Origin of the sequence: Clostridium sp., from assembly GCF_036646415.1 — a bacterium.
In the GTDB taxonomy this organism is placed as follows: Bacteria; Bacillota; Clostridia; order Clostridiales; family Clostridiaceae; genus Clostridium_J.
Genome location: NZ_JAVXMF010000003.1, coordinates 1 through 18,925 on the forward strand (window position 1 = coordinate 1; position 18,925 = coordinate 18,925).

Annotated in this window: 19 protein-coding genes and 3 pseudogenes; 3 read left to right on the top strand and 19 right to left on the bottom strand. The window is 30.8% G+C overall.

Going from position 1 to position 18,925, the window contains the following annotated elements; genetic code table 11:
- From RSD37_RS02625 to RSD37_RS02685, 13 genes and pseudogenes are all read right to left on the bottom strand, one after another.
- Nucleotides 1-623 (bottom strand): annotated as a pseudogene (locus RSD37_RS02625) (wall-associated protein); the annotation flags it as partial.
- 371 nt (nt 624-994) lie between these two features.
- Nucleotides 995-1,237 carry a hypothetical protein gene (locus RSD37_RS02630; protein WP_346945149.1) on the bottom strand — a complete coding sequence of 81 codons (243 nt, stop codon included), beginning with the start codon at nt 1,235-1,237 and terminating at the stop codon, nt 995-997.
- A gap of 21 nt (nt 1,238-1,258) precedes the next feature.
- The gene (locus tag RSD37_RS02635; protein WP_346945150.1) at nt 1,259-1,462 is read right to left on the bottom strand and encodes a hypothetical protein; all 204 of its coding nucleotides are present in this window, start codon (nt 1,460-1,462) and stop codon (nt 1,259-1,261) included.
- Nucleotides 1,463-1,508: 46 nt separating this feature from the next.
- Nucleotides 1,509-2,015, bottom strand: a complete 507-nt coding sequence (locus RSD37_RS02640) for a hypothetical protein (RefSeq protein ID WP_346945151.1) — start codon at nt 2,013-2,015, stop codon at nt 1,509-1,511.
- 99 nt (nt 2,016-2,114) lie between these two features.
- Nucleotides 2,115-2,285, bottom strand: a pseudogene (locus RSD37_RS02645) (RHS repeat-associated core domain-containing protein); the annotation flags it as partial.
- Between the two features lie 43 nt (nt 2,286-2,328).
- Entirely contained in the window at nt 2,329-2,586 is a 258-nt protein-coding gene (locus tag RSD37_RS02650) for a hypothetical protein (protein WP_346945152.1), read from the bottom strand.
- 322 nt (nt 2,587-2,908) lie between these two features.
- A complete protein-coding gene (locus RSD37_RS02655) occupies nt 2,909-3,544 on the bottom strand; it encodes a hypothetical protein (protein ID WP_346945360.1) in 636 nt (211 codons plus the stop codon).
- 518 nt (nt 3,545-4,062) lie between these two features.
- The gene (locus tag RSD37_RS02660) at nt 4,063-4,494 is read right to left on the bottom strand and encodes a hypothetical protein (RefSeq protein ID WP_346945153.1); all 432 of its coding nucleotides are present in this window, start codon (nt 4,492-4,494) and stop codon (nt 4,063-4,065) included.
- A 26-nt stretch (nt 4,495-4,520) separates the two neighbouring features.
- The gene (locus RSD37_RS02665) at nt 4,521-5,021 is read right to left on the bottom strand and encodes a hypothetical protein (RefSeq protein ID WP_346945154.1); all 501 of its coding nucleotides are present in this window, start codon (nt 5,019-5,021) and stop codon (nt 4,521-4,523) included.
- Between the two features lie 42 nt (nt 5,022-5,063).
- Nucleotides 5,064-5,234, bottom strand: a pseudogene (locus RSD37_RS02670) (RHS repeat-associated core domain-containing protein); the annotation flags it as partial.
- 806 nt (nt 5,235-6,040) lie between these two features.
- Nucleotides 6,041-7,657 carry a LamG-like jellyroll fold domain-containing protein gene (locus RSD37_RS02675; RefSeq protein WP_346945155.1) on the bottom strand — a complete coding sequence of 539 codons (1,617 nt, stop codon included), beginning with the start codon at nt 7,655-7,657 and terminating at the stop codon, nt 6,041-6,043.
- Between the two features lie 43 nt (nt 7,658-7,700).
- A complete protein-coding gene (locus RSD37_RS02680; RefSeq protein WP_346945156.1) occupies nt 7,701-8,357 on the bottom strand; it encodes a hypothetical protein in 657 nt (218 codons plus the stop codon).
- Nucleotides 8,358-8,444: 87 nt separating this feature from the next.
- Complete coding sequence (locus tag RSD37_RS02685; RefSeq protein ID WP_346945157.1) at nt 8,445-8,858, bottom strand: DUF3785 family protein; 414 nt, start codon at nt 8,856-8,858, stop codon at nt 8,445-8,447.
- A gap of 200 nt (nt 8,859-9,058) precedes the next feature.
- Here RSD37_RS02685 and RSD37_RS02690 point away from each other — a divergent pair, with 200 nt between their 5' ends.
- The 3 genes from RSD37_RS02690 to RSD37_RS02700 all read left to right on the top strand — a co-directional run bounded on the left by RSD37_RS02690 (nt 9,059) and on the right by RSD37_RS02700 (nt 12,548).
- Nucleotides 9,059-9,361, top strand: coding sequence for a metalloregulator ArsR/SmtB family transcription factor (locus RSD37_RS02690; RefSeq protein ID WP_346945158.1), 303 nt, complete (start codon nt 9,059-9,061; stop codon nt 9,359-9,361).
- Nucleotides 9,362-9,591: 230 nt separating this feature from the next.
- Complete coding sequence (locus RSD37_RS02695; RefSeq protein ID WP_346945159.1) at nt 9,592-12,078, top strand: CoA-disulfide reductase; 2,487 nt, start codon at nt 9,592-9,594, stop codon at nt 12,076-12,078.
- Nucleotides 12,079-12,380: 302 nt separating this feature from the next.
- Nucleotides 12,381-12,548, top strand: coding sequence for a hypothetical protein (locus RSD37_RS02700; RefSeq protein ID WP_346945160.1), 168 nt, complete (start codon nt 12,381-12,383; stop codon nt 12,546-12,548).
- Between the two features lie 81 nt (nt 12,549-12,629).
- Here the strand turns inward: RSD37_RS02700 and RSD37_RS02705 are convergent, their stop codons facing one another.
- The 6 genes from RSD37_RS02705 to RSD37_RS02730 form a co-directional block, all read right to left on the bottom strand.
- The gene (locus RSD37_RS02705) at nt 12,630-14,087 is read right to left on the bottom strand and encodes a basic amino acid/polyamine antiporter (protein ID WP_346945161.1); all 1,458 of its coding nucleotides are present in this window, start codon (nt 14,085-14,087) and stop codon (nt 12,630-12,632) included.
- 23 nt (nt 14,088-14,110) lie between these two features.
- A complete protein-coding gene (locus RSD37_RS02710) occupies nt 14,111-14,878 on the bottom strand; it encodes an arginine deiminase family protein (protein WP_346945162.1) in 768 nt (255 codons plus the stop codon).
- Nucleotides 14,879-15,211: 333 nt separating this feature from the next.
- Nucleotides 15,212-16,297, bottom strand: a complete 1,086-nt coding sequence (locus RSD37_RS02715) for an AI-2E family transporter (protein ID WP_346945163.1) — start codon at nt 16,295-16,297, stop codon at nt 15,212-15,214.
- Nucleotides 16,298-16,671: 374 nt separating this feature from the next.
- Entirely contained in the window at nt 16,672-17,412 is a 741-nt protein-coding gene (locus RSD37_RS02720; protein ID WP_346945164.1) for a YebC/PmpR family DNA-binding transcriptional regulator, read from the bottom strand.
- A gap of 113 nt (nt 17,413-17,525) precedes the next feature.
- Nucleotides 17,526-18,173, bottom strand: coding sequence for a YigZ family protein (locus tag RSD37_RS02725; protein WP_346945165.1), 648 nt, complete (start codon nt 18,171-18,173; stop codon nt 17,526-17,528).
- 24 nt (nt 18,174-18,197) lie between these two features.
- Nucleotides 18,198-18,872: a HEAT repeat domain-containing protein gene (locus RSD37_RS02730; RefSeq protein ID WP_346945166.1), complete on the bottom strand. Its 675-nt coding sequence runs from the start codon at nt 18,870-18,872 to the stop codon at nt 18,198-18,200.
- Between the last annotated feature and the right edge of the window lie 53 nt (nt 18,873-18,925).

Consider the following 18,925-nt stretch of genomic DNA (forward strand, 5'->3'; position numbering starts at 1 on the left):
GGAGTTTCCATATATATCCTATTAACTGTTTTTTCTGTTCTTATTCCATCAATGTTGTATTTATATTCTATATTTTTCCCTTTTCCATTGATGTATTTCAAACTTCTTCCTGTTTCCCATCTAAAGGTATAGCCATCGTAGGTTAGTGGGTTTCCTATTGCATCATAGGTTATAGCTTTTCCATTGTAAGATGTTAATTTATCCTTCCAGTTACTATCTCCATACCCATAGTTTACAGTTTTTGTTGCTGTTCCTAGCGTTGCATTGCTTGTTAGTGCATATTCTGTAACCTTTAGAATGTTTCCACTTTGATCATAGGTATAAGCTATAGTTCTATTAATTTCTCCATTATCTTCTCTTACAACTTGTCCTAAACTATCATAATAGTATTTTATTACCTTACCATTATCTATAGTTTCAATTCTTCCTAAGTCATCATAGGTATATTTTATTTCACTGTTACCATTTTTTATAGATGATACCATTGTGGTTGTTGAACCTGCATAACCATCTTTATATTTATATTCTGTGTCATAAGTATAAGCAGAATTTAAGTTCAGTGTTCTAAATTTAGTTCTTCCTATAGAGTCATAAATATAAAAGAAGGTTTTTCCTGAAGGCAATGATACATTTTCAGTTTTTCCATCTTTATCAAACTCAAAGCTTGTGGAATATGATTTGCCTGCTATATAGTTTTCTTTTTTACTAGTTTTATCAGTCTTATCATAATCATATTTAAACCAGTTTCCATTAGAATCCTCTGTTTTTACTAATCTGTCTGCTAAATCATAGGTATATTTATGAGTAATTCCACGAACATCCTAGAGTAAAACCATATTTTTATAAAACTTAAGACTATTTCATTTCTTATTTTAATTTTATGATATTAAAAATATAATCACATGAAAAAATTTGCCGCCACATGAATTTTATGGCGACAAACTATCAGCAGCTCATATATTAAATTATAATTTTAAAATTCAATTTTACTGTACTATATTTTGATTAAATATAATATTGTTTCTATAATAAATTTAATTATTATCATTCCCGAACAATATATAGAAAACCCACATATTAGTCTAATCCACCTTAGCATGAGTTTATCTTTACCAACATGTTTTTTTAACTTAATAGAACTAGAGCTTTCTTTAAATCCAACATAAGAAAGCAAAAAAACTATTATCATTAATATAGTATAAGCAATTTTTAATAAAAGCTCTCCTGCAATATTCATAATAAAATCTCCCTCTAGTTATTAATGGAATTTCATTAAAATTAAATTAGATATAACAGCATATATGATTACAATAATAACATATATTAACCCTCTTTTTAATTCTTCCTTTTTAACTTTCTCTCCACTTGGCAGTCCCCTTATAATATGATACACAGCTTTTAATGTTAAACTTATACATGGAATTGTAATAAATATAATTATTAACCCAACTTTTATATTCATGATTAACATACCTCCTTAAATATCTTCCCATACTAATATGGTTTAATTAATGTTTGATCCAAATCTTCAATTCTGTTTCTAAACCGACAATGTCAAAGAACGCTCCTCCAAGTCCTATTCCTGTCATATTATTTTCTGACATTAATCCTAATTGCCCACTACCGCCTATACCAGCTCCTACTCCAATTTGAAATTCTGCATTAAAATTAAATATTTCCACTTTATAATTTAATCCAACTTTTAGTGGTTCATAGGACGCTCCTAAATTCATCCAATTCCAATTACTGTTATCTTTGTATATCATTAATCCTGCATCTGTTGAACCTCCCATATAAAATTGAATATGCTGTATATCCCAATTGTCCAAAGGAATATATTTTGTATTTACTCCTGCCTTTGCTATAATACCTGTCAGTCCGTATCCTATGCCTGAATTTGCTATATCAGCATCAATCCCATAAGTTTTGTATATATCATAAATACCAATAGAACTTGATTTAGATTTAGTAATCACTGCAGCTTTTGCCATAGCCTTATAAGAAGCCGCTCTCATTGCTGCTGTTTCTTCACCTTGAGTATATATAGGTCTAAATCCAGATGGATCTTTTCCTGCAATTGCATTATTTAAGCAGTAAGTAAAAGTATTATGCGATAATAATTCGCCTACTTGTCCACCTAGAGAATCTGCATTTATAAACCTTCCAATCTCAGGATTATAATATCTTGATTGTAAATAGTAATACCCAGTCTCATTATCACACCTATATCCGCTATATCTATACGGATTCTTTTCTCCTAATAATTTATCTCCTGTTATATCTATTAACTTACCCCAAGTATCATAAGTGACACTCTAAATCTTTGATTTAGTCAGTGGAACTTACTCCATCGAATGAATATGAGGCGGAGTTTTCTATTTGAATGGAGTGAAACTGAGTTTCAACTTGATTACAATCCGAATCTAATATTCCTATAATGTCACTTTGAGCATTTCTAATATAGAAATATTCTTCAGTGTCATTTAGTCTAAATCCTACAAGACCACTATCTCCATAGTTATATAAAATTTTATCTACGGTACTTCCATTAGTTATTTCTTCATAAGATACTGTATTTCCTTCCAATGTGTATTTATAATTTACGCCATTTGCTGTCTTCTCTGTTCTTATTCCATCACTATTATACTTATAGCTAATGTTTTTACTATTTCCTGTTATAGAGGTTAGTGCTCTTCCACCTTCCCATTTAAAGGTATATCCATCATAAGTTAGTGGATTTCCTATTGCATCATAGGTTATGGCTTTTCCATTGTAAGAAGTTAGCTTATCCGATGACTTACTATCTCTAGACCTCCAATAAATTGGAGCTAAGAGCTTGTATGTCCCTGGATAATGACTTCTAAGCCTCTATGAGAGAAAAACATTCTCATAGAAGCTAAGAATTCTATTAATCCTTCCAATTACTATCACCATAGCTATAATCTACAGTTTTTGTTGCTGCTCCTAACTGTGGAGTGATTGCTAATGGATATTCTGTAACCTTTAGAATGTTTCCACTTTGATCATAGGTATAAACTATAGTTTGATTAAGCTCTCCATTATCTTCTCTTACAACTTGTCCTAAACTATCATAATAGTATTTTGTTACCTTACCATTATCTATAGTTTGAATTCTTCCTAAGTCATCATAGGTATATTTTATTTCACTGTTACCATTTTTTATAGATGATACCATTGAAGTTGCTGAACCTGCATAACCCTCTTTATATCCATATTGGGTATTAAAGGTTTTCCTATTACCTAAGTTCAAGGTTTTAGATTTAGTTCTTCCTATAGTGTCATAGCTATAGCCTAAACTTTTTCTTGATGGTAATGTTACTTTAGTAGTTTTTCCATCTTTATCAAATTCAAAGCTGGTGGAATATAATTTTCCTCCTATGTAGTTTTCTTTCTTACTGGTTTTATAAGTCTTATCATAATCATTTTTAAACCAGTTTCCATTAGAATCCTCTGTTTTTACTAATCTATCTGCTAAATCATAGGTATATTTATTAGTAATTCCACTTCTTGAATCCTGTAGTATAGCTAAATTACCCGCATTGTCATATACATATCTTCATGTAGAAATTCTTAATAGTAGCATGTGGAAGAATCATATCTAATTTAGAAATTATCTTCGCCTACATAAAGGGTATATTACAATAATTATAGAATAAACCTACCTATTGTATATTTTTCTATGGATGAAAAAATTATAAAATTCTTTTGTAACTTACTTAAAAGCCTCCATTCCAAATGAACTGTAATAGTATCAAAGATATAACTTTCTATTCTATGAACCCCTTCCGTATTATATTTTATATGTTCAATAGGCTTTTTAAGGCTATCTATCTAGCATAGTTATCATAGATATAATGTATAATTACAATTTTATTTAATACGAAAATAGAGACAGGAATCACTCCTGTCTCTCTCATAATAATTGGTATAAATCAAATTCCTACTTATGTTTTTCAGATTAATATATAACGATTCTCTACAGAATAGTTATATGTAATTTTAAGTAACAACTAAGTTAGTTTATACTTATTTTATTTAATACTAACTATTAATTTCAGATGGGATAGGAATTTGATATCTTTTAAATAATCCAACTATGAAATTTCTTTCTTCATTTGTTATATCCTTATCATAGTATAGAAATAACTCCCTTCCATTTCCAATCACTTCTTTTATAGATGGCACGGTATAAATAGCATTGAAAAACATATTTTCATCTGCTATGCTATAAAATCTTGGTAGTTTAGCAATCTTAACTTCAACAAGATTTTCTTTTTGTTTTGTATTTTCTTCTGCTTTGCCTTTGTTTAGGTTTATAAGTAAACTTTCAACTAACAAAAAAGCCCTTTCTTGAGCTGAAGCTTCTCGCCACTCATCATCGAAACAATCACTCGGCTGATTGTATTTGTATATTTCTCCTGGAACTGAAAAAATTATATCCTGAATTTTTTTTAATAATTCATCGCTGTTCATTTTAAAACCTCCCAAACATATCTTTTCTATGGACAAGCAGCATTTGCTGGAATTGTCCACCACAAAGGTGGTGCTAATGAAGGTGCCATTCGTGCTACTCTATAAGCTCCATATAGTAATAATGCCGTACCACCTGTCCCAGTTGATTCCATAACTATTCTTTTACCTTCTGGTGAAAAATTACCTCTTGGACCACTTCCTTTTCTAACATGTCCATCAGGTGGATATACATTATCATACCCTCCATTTGGATAGTTTACATCCCAATGCTCTCCTCCGTGAGCTAAGGGATGACCTTCTGGTATCGGTACCCATACGTTGCCATCGGCATCTCCCCATCCTCTTTGCCCATTTGGCAACTTTACTGTTCCCGTTTTCCCCTTCCCTTTAGGTGTTTTATATCCAACTTCACTTGGCGGTGGTTCTTTTTTAGATACAGCATTCATAACTTGTAGAGATGCTTTTCTCATTGCATCTGTTTCTACACCTGTAGTATATATAGGTCTAAATCCACTTGGGTCTTTCATATTTATAGGGTCATTCATTGAATATATAAACATATCATGAGATAGTAATTCACCTGGTTGTCCTAAAAATATATCAGCATTAACAAACCTACCCCACTCAGGATTATAATATCTTGATTGTAAATAGTAATATCCCGTCTCATTATCATACCTATATCCTCTATATCTATAAGGATTCTTTTCTCCTAATACTTTATCTCCTGTTATATCTATTAACTTACCCCAAGTGTCATAAGTGACACTCTAAATCTCTGATTTAGTCAGTGGAACTTACTCCACCAAATGAATATGAGGCGGAGTTTCCTATTTGAACTGAGTGAAAAGGAGTAACAACTTGATTACAATCGGAATCTAATATTCCTATAATGTCACTTTGAGCATTTCTAATGTAGAAATATTCTTCAGTGTCATTTAGTCTAAATCCTACAAGACCACTATCTCCATAGTTATATAAAATTTTATCTGATGGCTAGTATCCCTAAGCTTCACTAAGGGTTACTACGCCCCTAGATAACGATTTCTAACCTTCTGTGAGAAAAAAACACTCTCACACAAGCTAAGAATTCTGTTAATCTCCTGTACTTCCATTAGTTATTTCTTCATGAACTACTGTATTTCCTTCTAATGTGTAATTATAAGTGACACTCTAAATCTTTAATTTAGCTAGTGGAACTTACTCATTTGAATGTATATGAAAAGGAGTTTCCATATATAGCATATTAACTGTTTTTTCTGTTCTTATTCCATCACTATTATACTTATAGCTAATGTTTTTACTATTTCCTGTTATAGAGGTTAGTGCTCTTCCACCTTCCCATTTAAAGGTATATCCATCATAAGTTAGTGGATTTCCTATTGCATCATAGGTTATGGCTTTTCCATTGTAAGAAGTTAGCTTATCCGATGACTTACTATCTCTAGACCTCCAATAAATTGGAGCTAAGAGCTTGTATGTCCCTGGATAATGACTTCTAAGCCTCTATGAGAGAAAAACATTCTCATAGAAGCTAAGAATTCTATTAATCCTTCCAATTACTATCACCATAGCTATAATCTACAGTTTTTGTTGCTGCTCCTAACTGTGGAGTGATTGCTAATGGATATTCTGTAACCTTTAGAATGTTTCCACTTTGATCATAGGTATAAACTATAGTTTGATTAAGCTCTCCATTATCTTCTCTTACAACTTGTCCTAAACTATCATAATAGTATTTTATTACCTTACCATTATCTATAGTTTCAATTCTTCCTAAGTCATCATAGGTATATTTTATTTCACTGTTACCATTTTTTATAGATGATACCATTGTGGTTGTTGAACCTGCATAACCATCTTTATATTTATATTCTGTGTCATAAGTATAAGCAGAATTTAAGTTCAGTGTTCTAGATTTAGTTCTTCCTATTGAGTCATAAATATAAAAGAAGGTTTTTCCTGAAGGCAATGATACATTTTCAGTCTTTCCATCTTTATCAAACTCAAAGCTTGTGGAATATGATTTGCCTGCTATATAATTTTCTTTCTTACTAGTTTTATTAGTCTTATCATAATCATATTTAAACCAGTTTCCATTAGAATCTTCTGTTTTTACTAATCTGTCTGCTAAATCATAGGTGTATTTATTAGTAATTCCACTCTTTAAATCCTGTGATATAGCTAAATTACCTAAATTGTCATAGGTGTATTTTGAAGATATCTTACCATCTAAGGTTTTGCTAGTTACCCGATTTAAATCATCATAAGAATATGCTACTGTATTTCCATTACCATAGGTAGCATTTTTTAATAATCCAGATACATTGTCGTAGTCATTAGTTATAAGTGTAGCATTTCCCACTGCTACAGATTTTTGATTTCCATTTCCATCATAAGCAAAGTTATAGCTTGCACTATTACTAGAAACCTTTAATAATCTATCATTATTATAAGCATAATTGTTTTGTCCAACCTTATCAACTGCTTTTCCTCTACCCTTAGTGTACATTGATTTTACAGTGTTGTCATCGTAACATTTACTTGAAAGTATTAGCTCATCTAGATTACCTTCTAATGAATGTCCAGATGAATATTCTCCTATCATTATATTAGGTCCTGAAAAATCTGTGTAATTACTTATACCTAAGCTTTTACTTTTTTTATTTCCGTTAACATACATATTAAATGTAGTTGATGGTGAATTTTTAGCCCAAGATATAGTTAACATATTCCATTGACCTGTTGCTATAGGAGTATCATATTCTAAAACATCTAACCAGTTTTTATTACTATCTTTAAATGCTAAGCATAACTTATTACCTGTCGTTATATATACTGCCAATGATCCACTATTAGGAGATAAACTACAAAGTAAATACCTAGGACTACCACTACTATAGGTTTTAAATTTCATTGCCATAGTACCCTTATTTTTACTTAGTCCTAAATTATAAGGTATTCCTCCACCATCTTGAACTTTAAAAGTATAGTAACCCTTACTATCTTTTACTGGAGTAGCTCCTAATCCAATAGGTCTACTTCCTAAATCTCCAGTACTGTTACCATTTATAAGGAATGTTTCTCCAGTCTTTGGAGCTCCATACGGCTTATATCCAGTTGTGTTTATTAACTTATCTGTTTTCCAGTTAACTATAGCCAAATAAAAAAACTTAAGAACTCACCGTTCTTAAGTTTTTTTATCCCTATGTGCTACAAAGAGCTTGAGCATATTCTATAGCTTCTTGTATATTTGAAAACTGATAATCTTCGTGACCTTCATAGAATGTTTTTAAAAGATTACCTCTGTTCTCTATGTCTTTTACCTGTAAATAAGATCCGCTTTCATCTTTAGGGTTTGAAATCTTAGCTTCTATTACCTTTAAGCTTCCATCTGCTTCTTTTTTATAAATTGCAATATAATTATCCTTAACCCCAATAAAGTATGAATCTTCCTTATAGTTATAACCATCTATATCTTTTACGAAGATTACCTCTTCTTTAGTAAATCTATCTAGCTTATATCCAAAGTTAGAGAATATCTTTTCAGCCTCTATTTCATTAATCCCTATCAGCTTATCCTGCTCCACTTTTATGGGTTGGTCTAATTTTTCATTTATATATACAGTATCAAGACAATTTTTATAATTTAATACAAACTTAATTTTACTATCTTCTGAAATAACTACATCGCCGCCATTTAAAGAACTAGTCTGCCTTGCTTCTCCAAATAAGCCTAATCCTTTGTTTTCAGAATTTTTTAAAAAACTTATACTTACAGTATAACTAAGTAGAAAAACTATTATACCTACTGAAACTACAGTTATATACATCTTTTTATTATCTTTAAATCTTCCAAACATACAATCCCTCCTATTAGGGATTGTATCCACATTATCTTGATTTATACACTTCTTTCACAACAAAACTATATATATTTCAATAATTTATTACATGTCACACTGCTCAACTTCTACATTGAAAGTTTTACACTCACCGCAAACTATAACTGAAACTATATAGCTATCATCTATTTTATTTTCTCGTCTTAATTTTGAATAAGATGTATTCTCAAATTCTTCACTTATGTTGCTTGTAATATATTTTGCGTTTTTAGTGAATATATAGAAATGATATTCTAAAAATCCATAGTGCTTTTTATCTAGAGTTTTTCCTCCATCGCATTCTTCACACTTATCACTATAGTATTCATAATCAAAGTCTACTACTTCTTTTCCTTCATTTAATATATCTAATACATTTTCTATAGTGAAATCCTCAACCTCTTCATTTTCTATATAGGTAAAATTTTCTTCTGATAATATAAATTCCTCTTCGCCATAAACAAATTTAAATTCTTTCATGATTATCTCCTTAAACTTCTATTTTTATAAATCTATCATACTTTCTTTATTATATATTATTTATTACTAATTTAAACAGTTTTATTTTTATATCCATATCAAAATAAGCTTTTGTAAATTAATATTTTTCGTTAAATTATTGACAATTCCCCGAACTATATCGTATTATATGAATATAGTGATATGGAGGAATATGATATATGACAAGCAATGATACTTTTTCAACTAATCCAAAAGCCTTCGAAGCAAAGGCAAATATTTTAAAGGCGCTAGCTCATCCAGTAAGGCTTTGCATTGTTAAAGGTCTCATTGAAAGTGGTGGAAGCAATGTTACAAACATGCAACATTGTTTAAATGTGCCTCAATCTACTATATCTCAGCATATAGCAAAGTTAAAATCCTGTGGAATTATTGATTGGGAGAGAAACGGTTTGGAAATTATATATAGTGTTAGTGATACTAAAATAAAAGAATTAATTCAAGTTTTATTTGAAGATATATAACCTATTTATTATTAACAAACCATATTAAACTCAATAATCAACCTATATAGAAGTCTATATATTTGGACTTCTTTTTTTCAAAAGGTATATCGCATTATTGCAATATATAAATGTATAAACGTATAAATATATTAATACATATATAATTTAATCTTGTATTTTAAATTATATATTTCCCCATAATTAACATTATGGATATAAAGTTTTTATTATGAAAGGGGTCTTAAATTATGAGTAAAAAAGTTATTATTGTTGGTGGGGTTGCAGGTGGTGCTTCAACAGCTGCTCGTCTTAGACGATTAGATGAAACCTTAGAAATTATAATGTTTGAAAAAGGAGAATATATTTCTTTTGCAAACTGCGGACTACCCTACTATATTGGGGAAACAATTACTGAAAGAAGTAACCTTCTAGTTCAAACTGTGGAAGGTATGAGCTCTAGATTTAATATTGACATAAGAAACCTTAGTGAAGTTATAGAAATAGATAAACTTAATAAAATTGTTAAAGTTAAAAATGTTTTATCATCAGAGGTATACGAAGAGAGCTACGATATACTAGTTTTATCACCTGGTGCTAATCCAATAGTGCCTCCTATTCCAGGAATAAAGGAAGTTACTAATATGTTTACCCTTAGAAATATTCCTGATACTGATAAAATCAAATCTTTTGTAGATAACAACAAACCAAAGGAAGCTGTAATTGTTGGTGGAGGCTTTATAGGCTTAGAAATGGCTGAAAATCTTAATGACAGAGGTGTTAAAGTAACCCTTGTTGAGATGGCTAATCAAGTCATGGCACCTATCGACTATGAGATGGCTACTATAGTACATGAACACTTAATCGAAAATGGTGTTAATTTAATTCTTGAAGATGGAGTTAAGTCTTTTGAAAATAATGGTAAGAAAGTAATTTTAAGTAGTGGTAAGGAAATCTCTACTGATCTGATTATTTTATCAATTGGTGTACAGCCTGAAAGTAAAATTGCAGCGGATGCAGAGTTAACAGTTAATAATAGAAAAGCTATAGTTGTAGATAAATACATGAAAACTTCAGATGAAAGCATTTATGCCCTAGGTGATGCTGTAGAAGTTATGGATTATATAAATGGAACTCCTACAATTATACCTCTTGCATGGCCAGCTAACAGACAAGGTCATATTGTAGCTGATAATATTTGTGGGAAACCAGCAAAATACAACGGAACATTAGGTTCTTCTGTAGCAAAGATATTTGATTTAACTGTAGCTGCCACAGGTAATAACGAAAAAACTTTAAAAAGACTTAATATAGATTATAAAGTTGTACATTTACACCCAGGTTCTCATGCTGGATACTATCCTGGAGCATTCCCTGTTTCTCTAAAATTATTATTTAGTCCAACAGATGGTAAAATCCTTGGAGCACAAGGTGTTGGCTTAGATGGAGTTGAAAAACGTATTGATGTGCTAGCTACAGCAATAAAAGGAAGTCTTACAGTATTTGATCTTCCTGATTTAGAACTATGCTATGCCCCTCCTTATTCTTCTGCTAAAGATCCTGTTAATATGGCTGGGTATATAGCTACAAATATTATGGATAATTTGGTGGATACGTTCCAATGGCATGAAGTTGATGAATTGTCAAATAATGGTGAGTTTATTCTAGATGTAAGAGAGCCTATGGAAGTAGAAGTTAGTCATATAGCAAATGCTGTTAATATACCTCTAAATACTCTTAGAGATAACTTAGATAAGCTTCCTAAAGATAAAACTATTTATGTATATTGCCAAGTAGGCCTTCGTGGATATATTGGTTGTAGACTACTTACTCAGCACGGCTTTAAGTGTAAAAATTTAGATGGTGGATATAAAACCTATTGTATAACTAAATTACCATTTAATTCAAATGCTGTTAATAACAAATGTAATAGTAAAAATACCCTTGGTAGTGTTGAGAATGAGTTGAATACTGAAGAAACTCCAAAAGCTACTGTAACTATAAATGCCTGTGGTCTTCAATGTCCTGGCCCAATAAGAAGAGTCTTTGAAGAGATGACAAAGCTAAATCAAGGTGATGTGCTAGAAATTCATGCATCTGATTCTGGTTTCAAAAAGGATATTGAATCTTGGTGTGATAAGACTGGAAATACACTTCTAGAAAGTAAATTTAGTAAAGAATCAAAGGCCGTTGTTGCTACAATACAAAAGGGATCGACTGCCTCTTTAACTAGAAGTGCTGCTCCTGAGATATGTGAATCTACAACTAAAGACGGTGCAACTCTTGTAGTTTTCAGTGGAGATTTAGATAAGGCAATAGCCTCATTTATAATAGCTACTGGAGCCGCTTCCATGGGAAAACCAGTAACAATGTTCTTTACATTCTGGGGACTTAATATCCTAAAAACAAAGGATAAACCTTCTGTTAAAAAAGATACCATGGAAAAAATGTTTGATATTATGCTTCCTAGTAATACCGGTAAGCTTCCTCTATCTAAGATGAACATGGCTGGCATGGGCCCTAAAATGATTAAAAACATTATGGACAAAAATAACGTAGATAGCCTTGATACTCTTATCGCTAATGCCCTTAACATGGGTGTTAAAATCATAGCTTGTTCTATGTCTATGGACTTAATGGGTATAAAACGTGAAGAACTACTTCCACAAGTTGAAGTTGGTGGAGTTGCAACTTATTTAGCTTCTACTGAAGATGCAGGACTTAATCTGTTTATATAGTACTTAGAGTCTTTACAAATAAAATTAAATGGACTGTCTCAAAATCATTGACTTATGTTTTATATGAATGTTGAAATTGGACTTAAATATTTAAGTCCAATTTCAACACTAGTTTATAACATATTCAATTTTGAGACAGTCTTTTTTTTTAATTAATAAGGAATTTACATTAAATTTATTTTTATTAGAAGATTTACTCCCACCCTTTGATTTAATTTCCAACATATTTTTATTACTTTAGTACAAACTACTTTTATAGTTATCAATAATTTTGAAACTATTATATTATAGGAGGGATTTTTATGACAAATAATAATAAAAGTCGTTTAAAGGATCATAAAACAAGTCAAGCAGAACTTAGAAAGATGTATCCAAAGGATGGGGCTGACGTTGGTATAATAGATGGAGTTAAAATAGGCTCCTATGCAAATAGTAAAGATCATTCTGAAAAGGATGAAGTAACCTATTAAAATATTTCCTTTTTCATAATTAAAAGGTATGAAATTCTAGGTTTACACCTTTAATTTCATACCTTCTTAATTTAAATTTATCTAGAAAGGACTTATTGTACCATTAAAAATTAATACTAATGACAATATTGCCATAGCAACTAATACTCCTAAAATTACCTTATCCCTAGTACTTTCAAAGCATTTCTCACCCTTTTCTTTTTTAGCCTTCATATATACTAAAGTTCCTGGTGCGTATAAAATTGCTGTAATTAATAACCCTGTAAGTCCACTAGCATAAATAAGCCAGCAGCCATATATAGTTCCAAGTACCCCTATAAATCTTGCCAAATTTACTGATTTACTTTTTTCACCTTCAAATCCATCCTTTTTAAATGAAATAACTAAATAGTAAAGTGCACTTAAGAGATATGGAATCATAATCATACTAGCTGATATAGTATAAAATATTTGATAAGTAGATTCATTCAAATAAGTTATTATAAGAAATATTTGAATTACTCCATTTGTTAAAAATAATGAGTTCACAGGAGCTCCATTTTTATTTTCCTTAGCAAATACCTTTGAAAATACGCCATTTTTTGCTGCAAGGTATGGACATTCTGCTGCTATTATAGTATATCCTAAAGTTGCTCCAGCAAGAGATATAATTACACCTATATTTACAAGAGCTGCTCCCCATGGTCCTACGACACTTTTCAAAATTGCTGCCATTGGTGGATTGCCAAGTTCTGCAAGTTCCGCCCTTGACATAACTCCCATACTAAGCAAAGATACCATTATATATAAAGCAATTACACATATAAATGCTGTTATTGTAGCTTTACCAACATCCTTAGAACGTTTTGCTCTACCTGAAATAACTACAGCTCCTTCAATTCCTATGAATGCCCAAACTGTGGTTCCTGATGTAGCCTTTATTTGTTCAATTAAAGATAGTCCTCCTGGCTCTCCCCAAAAGTTTGCCATAAATATCTCTGGATTAAAGGATTTTATAAAGATTAATGCCACTATAAACACAAGAATCGGAACAACCTTACTAATAGTAACTACAAGGTTTATACCTGCTGCTTCTTTTACTCCCCTTAGTACCAAATAGTTCATAAACCAAATAACTAGGGATGCACACACTATAGACCATATGTTATTTCCTGTACCAAAAATTGGTATAAAATAAGCTATAGCTGCAAATAGTAACGTTGCATAGGATACATTAGCCAGTAATGCACTTATCCAATATCCCCAAGCAGAGTTAAAACCTACATAATCTCCCCAGCCTTCATTTGCATAACTATATATTCCTCCAGTTAAATGTGGTTTTGTTTTATTAAGTCCAAAGAAACACATGGTTAGGGCAAGCATACCAATACCACAAATTATCCATCCAATAATTACGGCACCTGTATTTGCTCCATTTGCCGCCATATCTCCTGCAAGACTAAATACTCCACCACCTATAGTTGCTCCTATTGAAACTGCCGTAAGCCTGGCATATCCTAGTCCCCCTGATTTACTTTCTAATTTGGTGTTATTCACCATATAAAGTCCTCCTATATAATTATTTAAAACCTAAGTGACAAGCAACTTAATCCACCATCAATCTTTCTATATTCTGAAGTATCCACTTCCATAACTTTATAACCTGCTTCCTCTATAGCTTGTTTAGTTCCTTTGTATCCTTCAGGAACTATAACCACATCATTAACCCATATACAGTTAGCAGAATAGCTTTCATTATTATCAATTATAATTTTATTAAACTCTTTAAACTCAGAACTTGTTACAAATTCCCCAGCCACAAGTAAGTTATTATTCTCTATATAAGAAAGTCCAGTCTTAAGGTGTAATACTTCTTTTAGTGGAACAATAGAACCACTTAATCCATACTTCTCAAGGATTTCAATCATTTGTCTTCCACCCTCTTCATTTGTTCTTGCAGAAAGACCAATATAAAAATGATCCCCTACCATCATTATATCTCCCGCCTCAACAGTACCTGGCTCTTTTATATACTCAATATTTTCATAGAATTTTTTAAGGCTGTTTTGCATATCAGGTTGTAAAATTTCATTTCTTCTACTAAGTGCTCCTGGGCGAGTAACTATTGCACATTTACTTGTACAAAGTGCCACGTCTTCTACAAAACAAGAATCTGGAAATTCATCATTTGCTTCTAATACGGTTACCTCTACTCCACATTTCTTTAATGTGTCGATGTATTTATCATGTTGTTTTAATGCTAATTCATAATTCGGTTTTCCAAGATTAGCTGTACTTATCCCTTCTACTAAAGCTTTACATGGTCTTCTTACAATTACATTCTTAAACATTTTAACTCCCCCTCAAATACTTTTTCTTATTCTCTATACAAATATGAAACACCTAATCTAAGTATTCATATTTTCATCTTCTTCCACAAATATATTTTTTCTCATATTTTTCTCATATTTTCCTTCTGTACCCTTATTTTTTATCTACTATTACTAAAAAAAATAATTTAGTATTATTAAAGCTATGAATAAGGCACTTATTTTTTTGTATATTATACATTCTTAAATTTTATTTATCTTTTATAAATATCTACTTTATTTGTAGATTAAAAAAGCTGCATAACTCTAGAATTATCTTCTAAAGCTATGCAGCTCTTTCTATTATTAATTTTATTACTCTTGTTTCTCTCTATACTGATATTTTTCAATTATCTTATCTAAATATATCTTAATTACTCCCATAACTGGTACTGATAAAACCATTCCTATGATTCCAAAGAATCCTCCCCCAATTGTTACTGCTAAAAGTGTTAATATTGGACTTAGTCCTAATTTTCCACCTACAAACTTTGGCTCTATTATGTTTCCTTCAATTTGTTGAAGAATTACCAAAAACACTAAGGATCCAACAGCTACTGATGGACTATAGAACATATTTATAATTACTGTTGGAATCATACCTATTATAGGTCCAAAATAAGGAATCATATTTGTAATTCCGCAAAGTATTCCAAAAAGTAATGCATACTTTGCCCCAATTAATGATAATCCAATAAAGCTTACTAACCCTACAAAGAAGGAATCTATAGATTTAGCAACAATATAAGTTCCAATATTAGAGTTAAATGTTTTAATTATATCTACAGCTAAATTTGCCTTTTCCTTTTTTAGCACTATATAAGTAACCTTTTTAATATAATGTATTATATTTTCTTTATCAATAATTATATACACAGAGATAATTAATCCCAAAACTATATTTACAACTAATGTAGTTATAGACACCGTTGTATTTAATAAATAGGTCAATATTACATTTATAAGTTCACCAAGCTGAGGAATAATTGATAGCAAACTCTCTTCAATTTTAGCCATTGAATTTCCTTCTATATTTCCAACCATCCTTAAAATCCATGCTTCAACTTCACTTGAATACTGAGGAATTTGATTTACTATTTCTATTATGCTACTAGTAATTGCTGGTACTACCATAATTAGAAATGCTACAGTCATAGTCAAAGTTACTCCATATATTATAAGAATAGTTAACCATCTTTTAATCTTTAACTTCTTTTCCATCCAATCTACTAGAGGAGATAAAATATAAGCTAATATCATACCTATAAAAAATGGGGTCAACAGAGATAAAGCTTTAGTAAGAATTCCCCAAAAATAACTATAATTATCCACAAATTGTATCAAAATATACGATACTAGGAGTGTAATAATTAATCCGAAATAAAATTTTATATTCTTCAATAAATCACAACCTTAATAGTTAATTTGTCAATTATGACATATGATATCAAAAATATGTCCTCTTTACAAGATACTATAACTGTATATTTTAAAAATCATTGTAAGGAATATGCGCTTTATGGTAATAATAATATAAATATTAAAAATGAATAAATATAAATCAACTAATAATATAATTTCAAACAACAAATTACTACACAAATAAAGGTTTATGGTGAAATATGAGTAAAAAGAAAATAATTTATAGTGTTATTTTAGTAATTTAAATTAGTTTTATTCTCCTTATTTTCAATGTTTTTATTTACTATTTGTTGTATATTTTAACTAAAAAACACCCATAGCTTAAGCCATGAGTGTTTCTATAATTATCAGTATTAACCTTCCCATCCTTCTGGGAATTCAGCATTATGATAGACGTTTTGAACGTCATCATCATCATCAAGAACGTCTAACATTTTTTGAATTTTAGTTGCAACTTCTTCACTTACTTCAGTATATAAATCTGGAATCATTTTAACTTCCGCTTCTAGGAACTCTATTCCATTAGATTCTAGAGCTTCTCTTACAGCACCAAAATCTTCTGGAGTTGTAGTTACTACAAATACTTCATTCTCTGCTGCAAAGTCTTCTGCACCAGCATCTAAAGCCATCATCATTAATTCATCTTCATCTAATTCGTCAGTTCTTTCTATGATGATTTCTCCCTTACTTTGGAACATAAATCCTACACATCCAACAGTCCCCATATTTCCACCTTGTTTAGAGAAGGCATATCTTACGTTTCCTGCTGTTCTGTTCTTATTTTCAGTAAGACATTCAACTATAACTGCTATACCTTCTGGACCGTATCCTTCATACATTATAGTTTCATAATCTACATTGCTTAGCTCTCCTGAAGCTTTTTTAATTGCTCTATTTATTGTATCATTAGCCATATTTGCAGCCTTTGCTTTTGCTATAACATCTCTAAGCTTAGCATTTGTTTCCGGATTTGCTCCACCATTTTTAGCTGCAACAACTATTTCCTTACCAATTTTAGTAAAAACTTTACCTCTCTTGGCATCTATTTTACCCTTTTTACCTTGGATATTACTCCACTTTGAATGTCCTGACATATACATTCCCTCCCATATTATATATAATTGTTAACTTTAAAATCATTATACATATTATAACATAATATGTATAAAAACTTCAAATTCAAAGCTCATGTACTAAATCTTACCCGCTAGTAAGCTCTAAAATATCTGTGACCTTCTTTAAATAAATACTCATCATCCTCTTCGCATACAGTAACCTTTCCATTTGTAGCTTCCACAAAGGCAGCTATTATTTCTTCCTTAGTATTTACCTCTGCGAATAGTGCTAACTCTACCTTGTCAGTATATACAGTGTCCTCTATATGCCAATTATTTGTACCACATAGATATTGAATTTTCCCTATTAAATCATAATCTAATGTAAACTTCAAGTTAAGTCCCCTTATCTTTTCAACTACTCCTGCTTCTTCAATTGCTGTAGATGCACCTTTAGAATATGCTCTTATAAGGCCTCCTCCACCTAGTAGAATTCCTCCAAAGTATCTAGTAACCACCACTGCCACATCTGTTAAATCATTTTTCTTTATGACTTCTAGGACTGGTATTCCAGCAGTTCCTTGAGGCTCTCCATCATCACTGTATCTTTGTATTCCTTTATTTTCTCCCACTACATAGGCATAGACATTGTGGGTTGCTTCCTTATGTTTACTTTTTATTTCACTTACAAATGCCTTAGCTTCTTCCTCTGTATCTACTCTTTTTATATATCCTATAAACACAGATTTTTTCTCTTGAAACTCAGAAGTAGCACTTCCCTTAACTGTAAAATAGCTCATTCTCCAACCCCCTACTATAACATATTAATCATTGCTTAAGTCCTCGCAATTTGATTGTCTCATATAATCCTCACATGCCTTTTTAATATACTCTTTATCTGTATTCTTAAAGAGTAGTTGAATCTTCTCATCAGCCTCTCTCATATTAAGCTTTTGGAGAGATTTAACTGCATAGCTTATAACCTGAGGATTCTTATCTTCTAAGGCTCTAATAAGAGCTCTAGATGCTTTAGCATCTCCTATCTTGCCAAGGGCTGAAATAGCCATTCTTCTAATATTAACATGATTATTCACCGTGGCCTTAATTAAGATATCCACGCAGGATTTACTACGCAACTCTCCCATTATCCATATGGCAGCTTCCTTATCCTTAAGTCCCATATCCATATAAGTATTGCATAGAAAATATATTAACTTTTCCTTATTTACTCTATCAATTCCATTTAAAACCATAGTTCTCTCTGACTTTACTGCCACCATTAAAGATTTAAATAACTCTGAAGGAGATTCACTTTTCACCAAAAACCTATATTTAATTTTACAACTTATAATATGTTTTTGTACTGTAGCTCTATCTAAGTTCCTTATCTTTCCTATAGCATCTAAGGATTTCCCCTCTAAACTTAGAAAATAACTTATTTCTTCATCACTATAGTTCTCAATAAAATTCCAATCAAATTTAACTAATCCTGTACTCAAATTATTATCTCCTATTGATATATTTTGTCATTATTTATGTTTCAATTGTATAC